General features: G+C 46.4%; 16 protein-coding genes and 1 tRNA gene. 12 read left to right on the forward strand and 5 right to left on the reverse strand.

Translation table 11 applies throughout. The features are described from left to right. The first annotated feature begins 153 nt into the window (after window positions 1–153). The 10 genes from G6R27_RS04215 to G6R27_RS04260 all read left to right on the forward strand — a co-directional run bounded on the left by G6R27_RS04215 (window position 154) and on the right by G6R27_RS04260 (window position 9,171). The gene (locus tag G6R27_RS04215) at window positions 154–1,311 is read left to right on the forward strand and encodes an LCP family protein (protein ID WP_213819829.1); all 1,158 of its coding nucleotides are present in this window, start codon (window positions 154–156) and stop codon (window positions 1,309–1,311) included. 90 nt (window positions 1,312–1,401) lie between these two features. Further along, on the forward strand, window positions 1,402–2,340 hold the full coding sequence (locus G6R27_RS04220; RefSeq protein ID WP_213819830.1) for a Ppx/GppA phosphatase family protein: 939 nt from the start codon (window positions 1,402–1,404) through the stop codon (window positions 2,338–2,340). A 2-nt stretch (window positions 2,341–2,342) separates the two neighbouring features. Continuing rightward, window positions 2,343–3,572 (forward strand): hydroxymethylglutaryl-CoA reductase, encoded by a 1,230-nt coding sequence (locus tag G6R27_RS04225; protein WP_213819831.1) that lies wholly within the window; start codon window positions 2,343–2,345, stop codon window positions 3,570–3,572. Continuing rightward, entirely contained in the window at window positions 3,562–4,533 is a 972-nt protein-coding gene (locus G6R27_RS04230; protein ID WP_213819832.1) for a nitrate ABC transporter ATPase, read from the forward strand. Before G6R27_RS04225 ends, G6R27_RS04230 begins: the two co-directional genes overlap by 11 nt. Window positions 4,534–4,554: 21 nt before the next feature. Further along, on the forward strand, window positions 4,555–5,265 hold the full coding sequence (locus G6R27_RS04235) for an NAD-dependent protein deacylase (RefSeq protein WP_213819833.1): 711 nt from the start codon (window positions 4,555–4,557) through the stop codon (window positions 5,263–5,265). A gap of 59 nt (window positions 5,266–5,324) precedes the next feature. Beyond that, entirely contained in the window at window positions 5,325–6,314 is a 990-nt protein-coding gene (locus tag G6R27_RS04240) for a cation diffusion facilitator family transporter (RefSeq protein ID WP_213819834.1), read from the forward strand. A gap of 387 nt (window positions 6,315–6,701) precedes the next feature. Next, complete coding sequence (locus tag G6R27_RS04245) at window positions 6,702–8,087, forward strand: Nramp family divalent metal transporter (RefSeq protein WP_213819835.1); 1,386 nt, start codon at window positions 6,702–6,704, stop codon at window positions 8,085–8,087. Window positions 8,088–8,111: 24 nt separating this feature from the next. Continuing rightward, window positions 8,112–8,573 carry a universal stress protein gene (locus tag G6R27_RS04250; RefSeq protein WP_213819836.1) on the forward strand — a complete coding sequence of 154 codons (462 nt, stop codon included), beginning with the start codon at window positions 8,112–8,114 and terminating at the stop codon, window positions 8,571–8,573. A 92-nt stretch (window positions 8,574–8,665) separates the two neighbouring features. Beyond that, a complete protein-coding gene (locus G6R27_RS04255) occupies window positions 8,666–9,007 on the forward strand; it encodes an ArsR/SmtB family transcription factor (RefSeq protein ID WP_213819837.1) in 342 nt (113 codons plus the stop codon). An 80-nt stretch (window positions 9,008–9,087) separates the two neighbouring features. Then, window positions 9,088–9,171 (forward strand) — tRNA-Leu (locus G6R27_RS04260). Window positions 9,172–9,265: 94 nt separating this feature from the next. Here G6R27_RS04260 and G6R27_RS04265 read toward each other — a convergent pair. The 4 genes from G6R27_RS04265 to G6R27_RS04280 are packed head-to-tail and all read right to left on the reverse strand — an operon-like array spanning window position 9,266 to window position 12,404. Next, window positions 9,266–10,153 (reverse strand): DNA/RNA non-specific endonuclease, encoded by an 888-nt coding sequence (locus tag G6R27_RS04265; protein ID WP_213819838.1) that lies wholly within the window; start codon window positions 10,151–10,153, stop codon window positions 9,266–9,268. Next, window positions 10,153–10,887, reverse strand: coding sequence for an amino acid ABC transporter ATP-binding protein (locus G6R27_RS04270; RefSeq protein WP_213819839.1), 735 nt, complete (start codon window positions 10,885–10,887; stop codon window positions 10,153–10,155). The genes G6R27_RS04265 and G6R27_RS04270 overlap by 1 nt, the downstream gene beginning before the upstream one ends. Then, window positions 10,884–11,582, reverse strand: coding sequence for an amino acid ABC transporter permease (locus G6R27_RS04275; RefSeq protein ID WP_213819840.1), 699 nt, complete (start codon window positions 11,580–11,582; stop codon window positions 10,884–10,886). The genes G6R27_RS04270 and G6R27_RS04275 overlap by 4 nt, the downstream gene beginning before the upstream one ends. Window positions 11,583–11,609: 27 nt before the next feature. After that, entirely contained in the window at window positions 11,610–12,404 is a 795-nt protein-coding gene (locus G6R27_RS04280) for a transporter substrate-binding domain-containing protein (RefSeq protein ID WP_213819841.1), read from the reverse strand. Window positions 12,405–12,846: 442 nt separating this feature from the next. Between G6R27_RS04280 and metG the strand changes: the two genes are divergently transcribed. Then, window positions 12,847–14,883: a methionine--tRNA ligase gene (metG, locus tag G6R27_RS04285; RefSeq protein ID WP_213819842.1), complete on the forward strand. Its 2,037-nt coding sequence runs from the start codon at window positions 12,847–12,849 to the stop codon at window positions 14,881–14,883. 109 nt (window positions 14,884–14,992) lie between these two features. Beyond that, window positions 14,993–15,667, forward strand: a complete 675-nt coding sequence (locus tag G6R27_RS04290) for a CPBP family intramembrane glutamic endopeptidase (protein WP_213819843.1) — start codon at window positions 14,993–14,995, stop codon at window positions 15,665–15,667. A gap of 78 nt (window positions 15,668–15,745) precedes the next feature. On the opposite strand, the gene G6R27_RS04295 is transcribed toward G6R27_RS04290, so the two are convergent. Next, window positions 15,746–17,083: a dihydrolipoyl dehydrogenase family protein gene (locus tag G6R27_RS04295; RefSeq protein WP_213819844.1), complete on the reverse strand. Its 1,338-nt coding sequence runs from the start codon at window positions 17,081–17,083 to the stop codon at window positions 15,746–15,748. Window positions 17,084–17,144 lie beyond the last annotated feature (61 nt).

A 17,144-nucleotide genomic window follows, 5' to 3' on the forward strand; every position in this document is an offset into this window, starting at 1 on the left:
GTTTTCCTAGTCGTTTTTTTATTTCAAAAGTAAAGCTTTTTCTAAGAAAGCCCATTTTTACAGGACTTTAACTTCTGTTTAACATGTGCTGTGATAGAATAAGAAAAGTTAAGAGCTATACCAAAATTCTTTAGAAAGAAGAGCACTAGTTTTATGCAACAGAATCCAAATCAGTACTCGCGGAAAGCGCGGTACGATGGCGTTCGAGAAAAGAGAAAGAAAAAGAGTCGCCTCCGAAAATGGATCATGTCGATTCTTGTCGTTATTATTCTAGCAGTCGCTGGCTGGGGAACTTATCTCTATGCGCAATACAAAGGCTCAATCGATGATATTCAAAAGTCCGCTAAGATCAATAAGACGCGGAACGTGTCGAACTTGATTGCAACGGGTAAGCCTTTCTCCATTTTGGTTATGGGGGCCGATGTCGGTGAATTAGACCGTGATCGGACGGCTTTGACTGATTCGATGATGTTGGTAACGGTTAATCCGAAGACGAACAAGGTCACGATGGTGTCGATTCCTCGTGATATCATGACGGCCATTCCCGATCATGAAGATTCTTTCCCACAAAAGCTAAACGCAGCCTATGCCTTTGGAGGCGTTGGCGCAACGATGCAAGCCGTTCAAAACTACTTGAACGTGCCGGTTGATTCTTATGCCATGGTTAACATGAAGGGGCTTTCAACCTTGGTTGATAAGGTTGGTGGTGTCTCTGTTGAATCGCCAATGGACTTCCAGTACAGTCAAGAAACGGCGCATGCTTATGGTTCTGATCTGTATCGTTTCCACAAGGGCTCAACGAAGTGGGAATACTCGGATGACAATGGGGCTACCTGGTCTTCTTCTAAGACAAAGTTGACCGGTGATGCTGCCTTGGCCTTCTCAAGAATGCGATATGACGATCCACAAGGAGACTATGGTCGTCAGCAACGGCAACGTTTGGTCATGCAAGCGATGATTAAAAAAGCGGTGAATGCCGAGACGCTGCTGAACGCTTCCTTTATCCGTTCGCTTTCCAAGTATGCACAGACGGATTTGTCCTTTAATGATATCGTCAAGGTAGCACAGAAGTATCGTTCAGCTGCCAAGCATCAAGACTCCGATCACTTACAAGGAACGGGCGTTGATTACAACGGTTCCTACCAAGCGGTTAAGGTGGAAGAAAAGCAACGAATTACCAACAAGCTTCGTTCGCAACTTGACCTCAAGGAAAAAGAGACTGGTTCGCAGTTCGGTGGTGAGGTACCAACGTCTGGTCGAACCATTGCCAAGTATGTTATGGCGCAAATCGGTGAAGCACTAGATGATTAAGAAAGTGAAGCACGAGACTTGTTCTCGTGCTTTTTTTCTTTGCCTTAAATCCGTGTTATACTGGAGAATAATCCCTAAATGAGGCCTCTGATGCGTGAAAAAACGATTGCCATTATTGACCTGGGCAGTAATTCAGCTCGCCTGGTCGTTGAAAAATTAAAAGAGAACGGCTCATACCGGGAACTTTATCGAGTGAAAGAAGATACCCGTTTGTCCAAAGGAATGGGGACTGCCTTACTGTTAAAAGAAGAGCAAATTCAAAAGACCTTTTCAGTCTTAGAAAAGTATCAACAGGTGATTCGGACCTACTCGGTGGATCAGGTTTATGCCATTACCACAGCGGCAGTACGGACGGCTAAGAATCAAGCAGACTTTTTGCAACGCGTCAAAGCGCGCTTTGGTTTTGATCTGCGGGTTTTAACCGGAGAAGAGGAAGCACACTATGACTATCTCGGTGTTTTGACCTCGCTTCCAGAAGAACGTTCTGCCGTTATTTTGGATACCGGGGGCGCCTCGGTTGAATTGGTTCCTTATCGTGATCGAAAGGCTGAAGCGGAGGTGTCGCTTCCCTTTGGTGCGGTGAATTTATCGGAAAAATACCACCTGGCCGACAAGGTCAAGCAAGCAGATATTTTGGCGGCTTGCCGGGAAGTGGCGACTTCTTACGCCCAATTGCCTTTTATCAAAAGCAATCAAGGGCAGCCGATCATTTTGTTGGGGGGCGCTAACCGTTCCCTTGCAAAAATGGCGGAAAAAAAGGGCTGGACACAACAAGGCCAAAAGAGCCTGCACGGTCTCTTTTTGACGGCTGAGCATGTCGAAGAGGTCTTTTTTGAAATTGCACAAATGGACCGTCAGGAACGTGAACATTTCGCTGGTCTGGAAAAAAGCCGAGCAGATATTATTATTTCCGGTTTGTTGCCCGTCTTGAATTTGGTTCGACAACTCCATTCACCAAAGGTTATTTTCTCTGAGTCTGGTGTTCGTGAAGGGCTCATTTTTGAGTTGATTCAAAAGGAATTTCATTAAATATGAGCGAAAAGTTTTATCAATTATCGCCAGAAAAACGACTGGAAAAGATGACCACCGACGAGTCGCTACAACGCTTTTTTTTGGCTCGACAGTCATCTGAAATGCCTGATTTGATCGAAAACTACGTGGCGGATTTTAAGTTACCGGAAGGTGTGTTGCCTGACCTAACTGTTAATGAAAAGCACTACCGAGTGCCCATGGTTGTTGAGGAACCATCCGTCGTGGCCGCGGCTGCCAACGGAGCCAGAATGGTTGCACTTGGGGGTGGCTTTCAAGAAGAAGGGCAAAGTCAAGCCCTTGTTGGCGGACAGTTGCTTTTTTTGGATGCGGATCTGGATGCCTTGGGCGAATATATTGAAGCCAACGAAGCAGCCATTTTCGAAACCGCGGCGCTTGCCAAGCCCTCGCTTGTCGCGCGTGGCGATGGACTGAAGAAGGTTGATTTTCGAATAATTGACCAGCGCCACAGTGTTCTTGAACTTTCGGTACAGTCTGGAAAGGCCATGGGGGCTAATGCCGTCAATACGATTCTAGAGGCGGTAAAAGACGTGATGGCACCTTTTTCAGAAAAGCTGGTTGGCGCCATTTTGACCAATGCCGGCCACGGTGCCGAAGTCAGTGTTTCTGCCCAACTGCCAGTCGAGATTGTCGGTGGGATAAAAGCGGCTGAGCGAATCGTTTCTTTGTCTGAATTTGGTAAAGTCGATTCGGATCGTGCGGTCACTGAGAACAAAGGCATTTTTAACGGTCTATCCGCGGTTTTGTTGGCAACTGGTAATGATTACCGAGCGGTGGAAGCGGCTGGACATGCCTTTGCCTCACAATCGGGTCACTATCAGTCCCTGTCGAGTTGGCAGCTAAGTGCTGACCAAAAATTTTTGCAGGGGCGGCTAACCCTGCCGTTGAATATCGGAATTCTTGGCGGGGCGATTGGTGCTTTGCCGATGGCACAAAAGAACTTGGAACTCATGGGCAATCCCACGGTTGCCGAACTAAAGGCCATTATGCTTTCAGTTGGCTTAGCCAATAACTTGGCCGCGTTAAAGGCGGTATCTGGTAAAGGTATTCAAGAGGGACACATGCGCATGCAGGCACGGGCGCTCGCCATTCAAGTTGGGGCAAGCGGCAGCGAAGTCAACCGTGTCGCTGACCGCTTAGCAAAAGAAAAAACGATCGACGAAAAAACGGCCACACGAATTTTAGGAGAAGAACGACAACATGACGCCTAAACTAGAACAATTATTGGAACAAGTGAATCAGACCTACCCTGGAACCGTTATGGTTCGAACGGGGGATGCGCATTCTGGACTCTTGCGAATGGATCGGGTTCAGCAATCTTTTTTGGCTGACCGACTTTTGATTGAATTGCCCGACACGACCGAATCCGACTTCGTGATCGGAAATGAACTACTCCAACTGTTGCTTTCGTTGAACGGGATCGTACCCCAAATTTTCTTTGGCTTGACCTTTGAAGATGACGGCTTGGATCAACAGCTTGTGACGATTGCAAGTCGCTTGCATCACTTGGTGATGCATGGCATTACCTACCGGGAGTTGGCAAAGCAGGGCTTTTTGACTGCACAAACGGTCGAGGCTTTCAAAAAAGGAATCGAAGACGAGTTGTCGCCTGAAGATGATGTCATTGACGGGCAGCATCTTTTCCGTTTGCTCTCATTAACGGATGCGCAGGTTTTCTTGATGGTTGCTGAAAACGCCGGACAAAAAGCTGGTGCACAGGAGAGCGCAAAGCGTTATCAACAACTTTACCCAAAGGCGAACGCCGCAGCCAAGAGCTTAGCGGACCTGATCATGTCTTCTGACCTGAAGGATTCTCGGGTTATAAGAAAGACGATTGTACAGGTCTTTTCCGGCTTGGATGACTTGTTACAGCAGGTCGACTTACCAACGGTTAATGCCAAGCAATACGTAACTTTGACGCCCGTTTTGTCTGAGCGTCAGTTGAACGGGCCAGTGAAGAACACCTTTGAGATTTTCCATTCCGAAATGACGGATTTTGCTTCCAAAGAAAAGGCCTATGTCGGCCTTGGCAAAAACGATCAGCAAAACGCCTTCGTGATTGCACCGCCAAAAAATCCTGCTGACCGACCAAAGTTCTTTACCGAGCTCTATGCTTTGTCAGTTAAGGCACTCTTGGAAAAGTTAGCCTTACCATACATTTTGCGTCGATAAGTACAAGAAAAGAGGGGCTTCATGGCATTGGTGACAGCAGAAATACAGGCAGCTTTCGATCGGGCCGAGCGGATCGTTTTTTTGACGGGCGCAGGCGTATCGACCAAATCAGGAATTCCAGATTACCGGTCGAAAAACGGTGTGTACCAAGGGTTGAACTACTCACCCGAGTACTTGTTGTCGGACCAGGCCTTTTCCGAAATCCCAGAAATTCAATACCATTTCATGCAAGAAAATCTCTATTTTCCGGAGGCCAAACCGAATGTGATCCATGACAAAATGGCAGCTTTTGTTCATGAGGATCGGGCCAAAGTCATTACCCAAAACATTGATGACCTTGACGTGAAAGCTGGCTTGTCAGAGGATCAGCTGATTCGTTTCCATGGCTCGCTTTATGATTTATACTGCCCAAAAGACGGGAAAAAGGCGAGCCTTTCGGCTTATCAACAATCGCTCTACCGGAAAAGCGATCATGAAAAAATCAGACCGGCGATTACCTTTTATGGGGAAGTGCCCTTTCGGGTAGAAGAGGCATTAAAATGGGTCTCAAAAGCGGACTTGGTTTGCCTGGTCGGGACTTCCTTTAAGGTCTATCCATTTGCTGGTTTGTTGAATGCGGCCAGGCGAAATGTGCCAATACTAGCAGTTAATTTGACACCACTGCCAGAAATGGCGGGTGTGAAACAAATCATCGGCGATGCCGCCATCTTTTTTGACGAATTGAAAAACTAAGCCCGAAGGGCTTTTTTTTATTTGAAAAAACGGTATGATACAAAAAGGAGGAAGAGAAGATGTCACAATATGACAAAAAGACAGGTCAGCAAAAGGTAAATCAGGTTCACGAACACGATGTTCACAGGGCACAACCCTCCCAAAAACCTTACTTAATCGGGATTAGCTTGAACTTGATTTTCGTTTTGTCTGAATTGCTTTTTTCTAAAATAGCGCATTCGACGGCTTTATTCGCCGATGCTTTTCACAATTTATCGGATGTTTTGGCCCTTGTCATTGCATGGCTAGCGGTCTTAGTTTTTGGCATTAAGGCCACCCGGAATAAAACCTATGGGTTCCATAACGTTTCGATCTTGGCTTCGATTTTTAATACGGTTTTGCTATTATTTGCTGTCGGGACGATTTTCATCGAGGGCTTCAATAATTTAATGAATCCTGAACATATTCAGACCAACGGCTTGATGATTACGGTGGTGGCGGCTGTCGGAATTGTGGTCAATGTATCGACGGCCTTGCTTTTCAAGGCTTCTGGCGTACCAGATGCACATGAGCATGGTCATGAACAGGGACCAAAGCAGGACCTTAACGCCAAGACTGCCTACATTCATTTGTTGTCGGATGCAGGGGTGTCGATTGGCGTCATTTTGGCCGGCTGGTTGATTAAAGTAACCGGATGGCAATTGATCGATCCGATTGTGTCTCTATTGATCGGGTTGATTATTCTGATTTCAGCTTGGCCGGTGATGAAAGAGACGGTTAACCTGGCGATCAACGGAGTACCAGATGAGATCGACGCCGTGGCGGTCTTCGATTACTTGCTGAACAAACCCGGTGTTGAAAACTTGCATGATTTGCACATTTGGCCCCTTTCAACAACGGAAACCGCTTTGACGGTGCATCTGTCATTGACAGAAGAACAGTTAGATGACCAACACGGCATTCGCCTTCTAAACGAAATCGAAAACGAATTGAAGACGGATTTTGGTATTTCGCACGTGACGATTCAGATCGAAGGCGGACAAACTGAAGAGAATTGTAATGTAATTTAGAATCGTTATACGGTACGTGAACGATCAATAACTTTTTGGAAAGGCTGGGAAGATTGTTCCTATGCCTTTTTTTATCGCTATTATACGAATGTAGATAAAAAGTTACAAAAATTTCTCTTGACCTGAGCGCCTCCTCGTGTAATATTAAATCTAGACTTAGGAAAAGTCATTGAGTTAAGTAGCTTTCATAAGCTTTCAACAACCAAGTTGAATGAAATCCTTTATGAAAATTATTTAGCGCTTTTAAAATAAGAACGAAGTAATCGTCTTCTAGATTAGAATGGTTGAATACCAGCAAGGAATTCTTGCGGCCTTTTTTGCTTTTGGCAAGTTTTTTAGAAACGTTTTTCAATGACCTTCCTGAGGAGAAATCCAAAGGAGACAATTATGGACAATTCCGTAAAACAAAAGCCTCATCACTCACTGATTGAGCACACCGGTAACAAATCACTGGAAGAAGTGAACGGATCCATTGAAGTACCAAAGAATGGATCTTTCTGGCGTCGTTTATTCGCCTTCTCAGGACCAGGAGCCTTGGTTGCTGTTGGTTACATGGATCCAGGTAACTGGGTGACGTCAATCAAGGGTGGAGCGGCCTACCACTATTTGCTGCTCTCTGTTATCTTGATTTCCTCATTGATCGCCATGCTTTTGCAGTACATGGCAGGTAAACTTGGAATCGTTAAGCAAGAAGATTTGGCCCAGGCCACTGGTAACCGAACGAACAAGTTTGGTCGTTACGCCTTGTGGATCATGACCGAGTTGGCCTTGATCGCAACGGATATCGCCGAAGTTGTCGGTGGTGCCATTGCCTTGTCCTTGCTCTTCGGTTGGCCATTGTTGGTCACGGTCTTCTTGACTGCCTTTGACGTTGTGATCTTGCTTCTCTTGATGAAGTTTGGTTTCCGTAAGATCGAAGCGATCGTCATGACATTGATCTTGACGATTTTGGTTGTCTTTGTTTATTTGACGATTTTGTCACGTCCTGACTGGATGGCTATCGTTGGGAACTACGTGCCTCGTCCAGAAACGTTGTCAATGAAGTCAGTCGGCGGACTTGATAACCCAATCACCTTGACTGCTGGTATCATCGGTGCCACGGTTATGCCGCACAACCTTTACTTGCACTCATCGATCTCGCAGACTCGTAAGATTAACCACGATGATCCTGCAGAAGTGAAGGATGCCATCAAGTTGATGACTTGGGATTCTAACATCCAACTAACCCTGGCCTTCTTCATCAACTCCATGCTTTTGATTGTGGGGGCGGCCTTGTTCTTCGGACACGCCGCTGAATTGGATGGTTTCCACCAATTGTACGATGCCTTGAACAATCGCAACATTGCGGGAGCAATCGCCTCTCCAATCTTGTCAACGCTCTTCGCCTTGGCCCTCTTGGCTTCAGGTCAGAATTCAACGATCACTGGTACGTTGACTGGTGAAATTATCATGGAAGGTTTCTTGCACTTCCGAATCCCAATGTGGCTTCGTCGTGTGATTACTCGTGGTATCGCCATCACACCTGTTTTGGTTATCGCGATCATGTTTGGTGGTAACGAATCACAAATGGATGCGTTGATTGAATCAACGCAGGTCTTCTTGTCAATCGCCTTGCCATTCTCAATGGCACCATTGATCTACTTCACGTCATCGAAGAAGATCATGGGCGATTACGCTAACTCAGCTTGGGTTAAGTGGACTGGTTGGGTCTGCTTCGTCGCATTGACGATTATCAACATTGTTCTTGTTTACGGGATGCACTTGTTCTGGTAATCAAGAAAGAAAGAGGAGGCTATCATGGCTGAATTACAATTAAACGTTGAACCAAAGGATTTTAAGACCATCTTGGTTGGTGTTGACGAATCCGAACAAGGATACAACGCCTTGGCTAACGCCATTCACCAAGCGCGCGAAGACGATGCGCACTTGATTATTGCGTCAATCTTGGAAATGGGTGACTTGTCAGCCGTTGCTGCTTTGCACTTGGATGTGATCAAGGAAAAGCGCCAAGAAATCGAAGAAAACTTGGAAAAGTACCGCGCATTTGCTGAAAAAGCCGGTGTTAAGTCGGTTGACACGGTCTTTGATGATGGTGTTAAGGCTGGTGAAATTTTAGTTGAAGAAATTGCACCACGTGTGAAGGCTGACCTAATTGTGGTTGGTGCTCACTCACACGAAGGCTTCTGGGCATCACTTGGTTCCCAAGCTTCCTACATTGCTCGTAACTCAAAGATTTCGACTTTGATCGTGCAAAACTAAGGGCTTTCATAAAAGCAGCTGAATTCGTTCAGCTGCTTTTTTTATTTGGCTTTTAATATTGCTTAACAGCTATTCCTTGCTATAATAGCGTTATGAAAAAAGAAATCCAAGCTGAACTGAGTCATATCTTCAAGTTGCTTTCCTCTGAGAAGCGCTTGGCCATTTTGATGTTGCTCCAGGAAAAACCGTACTCTGTAACTGAGTTAATTCAGGTCCTTCAAATGGAGCAATCGGCCGTTTCCCATCAACTGAAAAAACTTCGCGAAGAGCAAGTTGTTGCTGTCGAAAAAATCGGCCGGACGGTTTACTACCGTTTAACAGACTCACATATCATTGACTTGCTAGCCAGTGCCGAAAAGCACGTCGAGCACGTGGTCAACAATGAGACCCATGAAGAATGGCTGCACAAAAAATCCGCTTCGTTTAAAAAATGAGCTGCGAGCCATTAAAAATGCTTTTTACTGTTGACAGGGGGACTTGCCCTTGATAAACTAATATAGTTGTGAAAAGCAATGCCCTTGTGGCGGAACTGGTAGACGCGCTGGACTCAAAATCCAGTGGTGGCAACACCGTGTGGGTTCGACTCCCACCGAGGGCATCCGAAAAGAGAAGCGAGTGATCGCTTCTCTTTTTTTTATGAAAATAAAAAAAGGCCTGACTAGAAAGTCGGGCCTTTTTACGTGAGAAGTATTTTATTGAATCGTTGCCGCACCGGTCATATAATTGATCGAAACACCTGGCTGAACGTTGAAAATCCAATAGTTTAAGTTTAGCGTTTGTCCGTTGTCTTCAACAGATTTGGCCATGTAATGAACGCCTCGTGGCAGTAGTTCATTGCCAGAATAAATCGGGGTCACCTGGCCGCGAATCGTAATGTTTGGATTCTGTTTGATGGCATAGCGAATGTCGTCTTCTGGCACAAGCTGTCCCGGATAAGCGTTTTCGACACGGGTGCCCGTTGTCATGTTTTCGGTCACCATGGTTGGCATGCCGAAGAATTGGTAGCCGACGATATGCGACTTGTTATAAAGAGCCTGTTTCGTTCCGCCAAGAGAGACCTTAGGGTTTTGATGGTAACCACCAACCCAAGCTGTGCCATTAAAACGATCGCCTTGGTTCCAGCCAGACGGACGCACTGACTTTGGAATCTGGCTTGGACGCTTTGTGACTTGATCCATGGCTTTTTTAGAAACAACGAAGTTGGCTTGGCCGGACCGCCCGAGGGTGTCTAAAGGCGAAAGGGATAGACCATTGACAGGATTAAGTTTGGATCCATCCGCTTGAAAAGTTTGGCGGAGTTCTTCTGCTGTAAAGGTGGCTCGATTATCGTTTAGATGCACAATGTCGCCGTCAAGCGTGCCATCCCATGATATGGTCAAAAGGTCTTGATCGGAAGCGGCAGTTTGAACATTTTTCGCGTCTTTGGTGGAGTGGAAAACTTGTGACTGCTGCTTTTCTTCTTTTGGTGCTTGCTTGGTTTGTCCTTTTTGATCGTATTGAAAGGCAAAAACCGCCACTAACGCAATAATGATGGTGACGGTTTGAGTGAAACGCTTTTGATTTGGTTGTTGTTTTGCCATTAGAAGGACATTGCTCCTAGGAATTGCTTAATACGGGCATTTTCTGAATGGAAAAAAGCCGTGGATGGGCCGGCATAGCCGACTTGACCATTATCAATAAAGACAATCTGGTCCGCGACTTGTTCAGCAAAGGCCATGTTGTGTGTGACGATAATCATCGACACATCCTTTGCAGCTAAATCCTTCAACACGCGCAGGACTTGAGCTTCAAGCTCAGGATCCAAAGCGGAGGTTGGCTCATCTAAAAGTAAGTATTTTGGTTGCATGGCTAGGGCACGCAAAATGGCGACACGCTGTTGTTGCCCACCAGAAAGCTGGTAAGGATAGCGGTTGGAAAGCGCCGACATGTCAAATTGCTCGAGCAATTCGAAGGCCTTTTTTTCCGCTTCTTCTTTGCTTTTCTTTTGGACCTTAATAGGACCTTCCGTTAGGTTTTTAAGCACCGTCAAGTGGGTGAACAGCGCTTTTTCTTGAAAAACCATGGCGGTCTTTTGGCGAACTTTTAGAATCTGATTATTGGTTAAGGGTTTGGCTAAGTCCAATGTCAAATCGTCAATGGATAAAAGACCTTGGTCAGGTCGCTCCAACAGGTTCAAGGCTTGCAACAGAGTGGACTTTCCGGAACCGGATGGGCCGACAATGGCTGTCGTTTTTTCAGCTGGAAAGGCCAAACTAATCTTGTCCAAGGCCACTTTGTCAGGGTAGTGTTTGCTGAGCTCTTTCACTTCAATCATTGTGCGAACCTCGATGTGTACTTCTCTAAGTAGTGCTGTCCAATGGAAAGAATGGTCGTAAAGAAGGCGTAAACCATGGCCACCAGAATGTACATCGACAAGACCTTATAATTGGCCGCAGCAATCTGCTGTGACAAGTAGAAGATTTCGACAATCGTAATAACGGATGCTAGCGACGTATCCTTCAAAAGACCGATCAGGGAGTTGGACAGTGGCGGGATGGAAATCCGGGCTGCTTGTGGCAACACGACGTTCCAATAGATCTGGGCACGGGTCATACCAAGTGATTCAGCCGCTTGTTTTTGGACCTCTGGCACTGACGAAATGGACGCCCGGATTGTTTCGGACGCATAAGCACCGGTGTTCAATGAAAAGACGGTGACGGCCGATACCCAGGCCGACTGGAAGAGGGCAATGTGGGCGTTTGGCAGACCGTAAAAAACAATGAAGAGTTGAACAATCAGCGGGGTTGATCGGAAGAACCAAACGTAGGCTGCAGCGATCCACTTGATGATTTGCAGAAACGCCGATGCCCATTCGTTTTGGGGTAGCTTAGCCACGCGAATCAAAGCGGTTAGCGAGGCAAAGAGCAAACCGAAGACAAACGAAATGGCCGTTAACGGTAGCGTATATTTGAGCGCGGCGGTGAAGAGTTCAGGCAGGTATTTTACTGCCAGGTTGAAAAAGTCAGTCATACTTTCTTCCTATAATAAAGCGTTTGCTTATTCCTTGGTCAAATCTTGGTTGAAGTACTTTTTGGACAACTTCGTCAACGTCCCGTCTTCGTGCAATTCACGCATGGCTTTGTTGAGCCTTTCTTGCAGTTTTTTGTTGTCCTTATTCATCAAAACGCCATCAGGAGTAGAACCCATCGCCTTAGAAACATCGATGGCTTCGACATCCGCATCAGGGTTGGATTGCTTCCAGTTTTCAAAGGCGCCAAGGTCGTTTAAGGAACCGTCTGCCCGGTTGGTTGTCACTAAGTTCATGGCTTCGATGATACCGGCCACGGCCTTGATGTTGGCTCCTTCAGCTTTGGCTTTCTTACCATAGTTGGAAGTGACGGATTGTGCCATTGTCTTGTTCTTGATATCCGAGAGTTGGTTCAATGAACTGTCACCGGTTCTTTTAATCAAAGCAGCCCGTGGATAGAGGTAGGCTTCTGACATGCGGTAGTTTGCTTTACGTTCGTCCGTAATGCCAATGTTATTAATGACAGCGTCATAACGCTTGGCGTTCAAGCCTGCAATCAGCGAATCCCATTTTGATTGGACAAAATTTACTTTTAGGTCCATTTTCTTGGCCAAAGCGCGGGCGATTTCGACTTCAAAACCGGTTAGCTGACCGTTGTCATCATGGTATGAGAAGGGTGCGTAAGTTCCTTCCAAGCCGACAGTGAGTGTGCCTTTCTTGATGTTCATGTTCTCTTGGTTCGAAGAGGTCATCTTGCTGACACCAAAGATACCTGCGAGAATAACAGCCAAGCCGGCGAGGATAATTGCGATTTTCTTATTCATTTGATTACTCCTAATTGACAAAAAGAAAAGACCACCCGAAAGTAGGAAAAAGCGTCCTACATTAATCGGGTGGTCTTTTCGCCTACAAACGCCACCCTAAAAAAGCGGTGCGCAACAGCAAACCGTTTGAGTCAATACAAGGTTTTCATTGTGTGAAGCGAATACGTTCATAGTTACTCTCCTTTTTAATCTGTTTTTAGTGTACCGGTGTGTGATTTCTTTGTCAATAAAGTTCATTGAAATCAATGAGAAGAAATCAAAATTGGTCTGTTAGTAAAAATTGGTTCAGAGACGTTTTCTGATCAGCTTCGTGAATTTTCTAATAAAAACGGTTTATTAGGACTTTGAACGTTTGGCTAAAAAAGACAATGCTTTTCGGATAGGACTGATTTTGCTATAATGAAGGGCAGTAAAGGCACCATTAGCCAGGAAAGGGACTCATATGTCAGAAAACAATACCTTCTATATTACAACACCCATTTACTACCCATCTGGAAAGCTCCAATTGGGGAACACCTATACGACCGTTTTAGCCGATGCGGCGGCTCGCTACCACCGCTTGCTTGGTGATGACGTCTTCTTCTTAACCGGAACCGACGAACACGGTGAAAAGATTCAAAAGAAGGCCGCTTCTGCCGGTACGACCGAAAAAGAATACTTGGACAAGATGGCCAAAGACATCAAAGACCTGTGGTCCTTGATGAACATCTCCTACGATAAGTTCATCCGAACGACGGATAAGGAACACGAAGAAGCCGTTCAGAAAATTTTTCAAAAGCTCTTGGATCAAGGCGACATTTACAAGGGCCAATATGAAGGCTGGTATTCGGTTTCTGATGAAGAGTACTTCACCGAATCACAATTGGCCGAAGTCTACCGTGATGAAGACGGCAAGATGATTGGTGGCAAGGCCCCATCCGGTCACGAAGTGGAAAAGATTCAAGAAGAGACTTACTTCTTCAAGATGTCCAAGTACGCTGACTGGTTGGTCGACTACTACAAGTCCCACCCTGATTTCGTTCAGCCAGAATCGCGCATGAACGAAATGCTGCAGAACTTCATTTTGCCTGGTTTGGAAGACTTGGCTGTGACGCGGACTTCCTTTGACTGGGGGGTTCCAGTTCCCGGTGATGAAAAGCACGTGATCTACGTTTGGATTGACGCCTTGGCCAACTATATCACGGCCTTGGGTTATGGCTCAGACAACGAAGATTTGCTGAAGAAGTTCTGGCCTGCCAACGTCCAGTTGGTCGGGAAGGAAATCGTTCGTTTCCACATCATTTACTGGCCAATCATGCTCCACGCCTTAGGTCTGGAATTGCCAAAGGAAATCATCGGTCACGGTTGGCTGGTGATGAAGGACGGTAAGATGTCCAAGTCCAAGGGAAACGTCATCTATCCAGAAGACCTGACTTCCCGTTACAGCTTGGATGCTGTTCGTTACTATCTTTTGCGTGCCATGCCATTTGGTAACGATGGGGTCTTTTCACCAGAAGACTTCGTCTCACGCGTCAACTACGATTTGGCCAACGATTTGGGAAACCTCTTGAACCGTACGGTCGCCATGATCAATAAGTACGAAGGTGGCGTGATTCCGGAATTTGTTTCCGACAAGACGGCCTTTGATGCAGACTTTGAAGAACTAGTTGCTGAAAAGCTGGCTTCCTACGAAGAGCAAATGCTGGCTGTGCACACGGCCGACGCCCTCGAATCTGTTTGGGGCATCGTTCGTCGTGCTAACAAATACATCGACGAGACGGAACCATGGGTTTTGGCCAAGACGGCTGCTGACGATCCTGAAGCCAAGGAAGCCTTGTCAGCCGTTATGGCGCACTTGGCTGCCGCACTCCGTGTCGTGGCTGCCATGCTCCAACCGGTCATGGTTGATGCGCCAAAGCAAATCTTTGAGCAGCTCGGCTTGCAAATGCCAGAAGCTGGCTTGCCCTTGACGGACATGGCCATGGCCAATTTGCCAGCGGGTGCAACGGTGGTCAAGAAGGGACAGCCAATCTTCCCACGTTTGGATGTCGAAAAAGAAGTGGCCTTCATCGCTGGTTTGGTATCCAAAGACACCAAGGGCAAGGGCCGCGCCGTCAAGGAAGCAGCAAAGAAGAAAGAGCAAGAAACGATGACAGAAGAAACGCACAAGGCAGCCATCGAATACGACGACTTCGATAAGGTCGAAATTTTGGCAGCCAAGATTACGGCTGCTGAATTGGTCGAAAAGTCCAAGAAGTTGGTCAAGTTTACTTTGGATGATGGTTCGGACAAACCACGCCAAATTCTCTCTGGTATTCGTCAGTGGTACCCAGAACCCGAAGTGTTGGTGGGCAAGACGGTGGCCATTGTTGCCAACATGAAACCCCGGAAGATGGCGGGTGAATTGTCCGAAGGAATGGTTCTCTCAGCCGAAAAGAACGGCATCGTTACCGTGACGATCTTGCCAGATTCAATCGAAGCTGGATCGGGAATTGAATAAAAACGTGATTTGAATGCCGGCCTTACAATTTTTTTGTTGGCCGGCTTTTTGTAAAAAATGGTTGAGCATTCGATCAAACCTTACGACGATAAACTGAAAGGTGGCCTTGATGGCAATTCTAAGAAAAATTCCTCTTTTTATCCTCTTGGTTTTACTGTCCAAGTGGATTGGTTACGCGGCAACCAGTGCCGATACTGTTCCAATGCAGTTGCTGGTCAGTGCCTTTTACTGTTTTGGTATTTTTCTGTCGGCCTGGTTTGTTCGAAAAAACACGGTGAATCAGCAACTTTTTGTGAAATTGAACGGCCATGACTACTTTGTTATTGTAAGAAACCTTTTCTTGCAATTTGTTCTTTATAGACTGTTGCGCTTTTTAGGCGTGTACTTGGGCTTGAACGGTCACAGCGTCAATCAGGCGGCTATTTTGCAACATCTTCAAGACCTTAGTGTTGCTGAACTTGTTTTGATGTTTTCCTTTATCATAGTCTGGGGACCGATTTTTGAAGAATTGGTCTTCAGAGGCTATGTCATGAACGCCTTCACAAAGAAGAAGCTGACTTTGGGCATGGGATTGGTCTCTGCTCTGATCTTTGCCTACCTGCACTTACAGACTCTCTTCATTTCTTGGGACAATCTACTTGTCTTTGTTCTGTATTTTAAATCAGGCCTTTTGCTTGCGTTGACCTACCGACAAACGAAAAAATTGACGGCAAGTATGGCCCAGCACGCTATTAGTAACGTGATTGTGTCAATTCCGGTGATTATCTGGTTGGTGAATGGTTGATTTACTTCTAAATTTATGGCATTAAAAAAGGACTTCTTTTCAAAACGAAGTCCTTTTTCTTGTTGATAAGGTGGTTGATCATCCTAGGTTATCCAAAGCCGAGTAGCCGATCGATGGGAAGATCGTGACCAAGCGCTTCAGTTGGGCTTTGGTATAGCCGAATTCAATGGCTGGCAACAAGGCGTTGACCACGTCTTCTGCTTTGTCGGACAATTCGATGACACCAACGAGTTGCTTAGTCTTGTTGTAAATAAGCGTCCGCTGGCCCGGTGTTTCAAAGTCGACTGAGCGATACCAGTCGTCCAACGTGTCTTGTTCGATCATGTCGTACTGATCTGGATTAGCCTTGGCTTCTTTGATTGTGACGCCTGCCTGGGCTAATCGAGGCATTGTGAAGACGGTTTGGGCAATCGCTGGATAATTAATGGGTTCCTTGTCTTCTCCCAAGATGTGAGCGACGACGTACTGCGATTCGAAAGTAGCGGTCGGGGTTAGCTTAGGGACGTCTTTTTTCAAGACGTCACCGGTGGCGTAGATGTTTGGTTGCTTCGTTTGTAAGAAGTCGTTTACGATAATACCTTTGTGGTCGTATTCAACGCCAATCTGATCTAAGTTTAGATCCTGGGTGTTTGGAATTCGGCCGGTGGCATCTAAGATGTAGTTGGCTGGCAGTGAGCCAGTTGTCGTTTCGATCGAGTAAGAGGAGCCGTTTTGCTCGACCTTTTGCACTTCCGTGTTCTTCAAGAAGAGCACGCCTTGCTTGGTCAAAGCTTTGCACAGCTGATCGCTGTATTCCCGGTCAAAGGCAGGTAAGGCTTGTTGGTCACGCAAAATCACGGTGACCTTTGCACCAGCTGTTTGCATGATCGAGGCTGCTTCCAACCCGATGAAGCCGGCTCCGATGATGACCATGCGTTCAGGAACTTCAGGGATGGACAAGAAGTCTTTAGAATCATGTAGGAATTCTTTTCCAGGAATATCTAAGCGGTGGCTATGCTGGCCAGTAGCGATGACGAACTTGTCGGCCGTATAGGTTTTGTCAGCAACTTGAACCGTATGTGCGTCTTTAAAACTTGCGTGGCCGAAGATGAAGTGGATGCCGGCCATTTCCATCCCTTTTTGGATGGCGGGCGCAAAGCCATCGATGATGGCTTGCTTGCGTTCCATGGCCTTTTTCCAGTCAAGCGAGTGGGCGCCGTGGATGATGCCTTGCGATTGCATGCTTTCAGTAAGGAGCTTGGTTGGTGCCTCTAAAATAATTTTGGCGTTGCACCCCCAGTTTGGGCAAGTGCCGCCGACGCGATCTTCTTCGATGAACGCTACTTTTTTACCCGCAGCAGTCAGTGCCGGCGCACCATCAAAGGCACCGTGACCGGCACCAATAAAGACAACGTCGTAATCGTATGTTTGAGACATGAAACTCCTCCTTTTTTTCTACTTGACTCTATTATCGCACCGATTGTTAAGAATGTAAAAA

Origin of the sequence: Fructobacillus papyriferae, from assembly GCF_018437225.1 — a bacterium.
GTDB classification, from domain to species: Bacteria; Bacillota; Bacilli; order Lactobacillales; family Lactobacillaceae; genus Fructobacillus; species Fructobacillus papyriferae.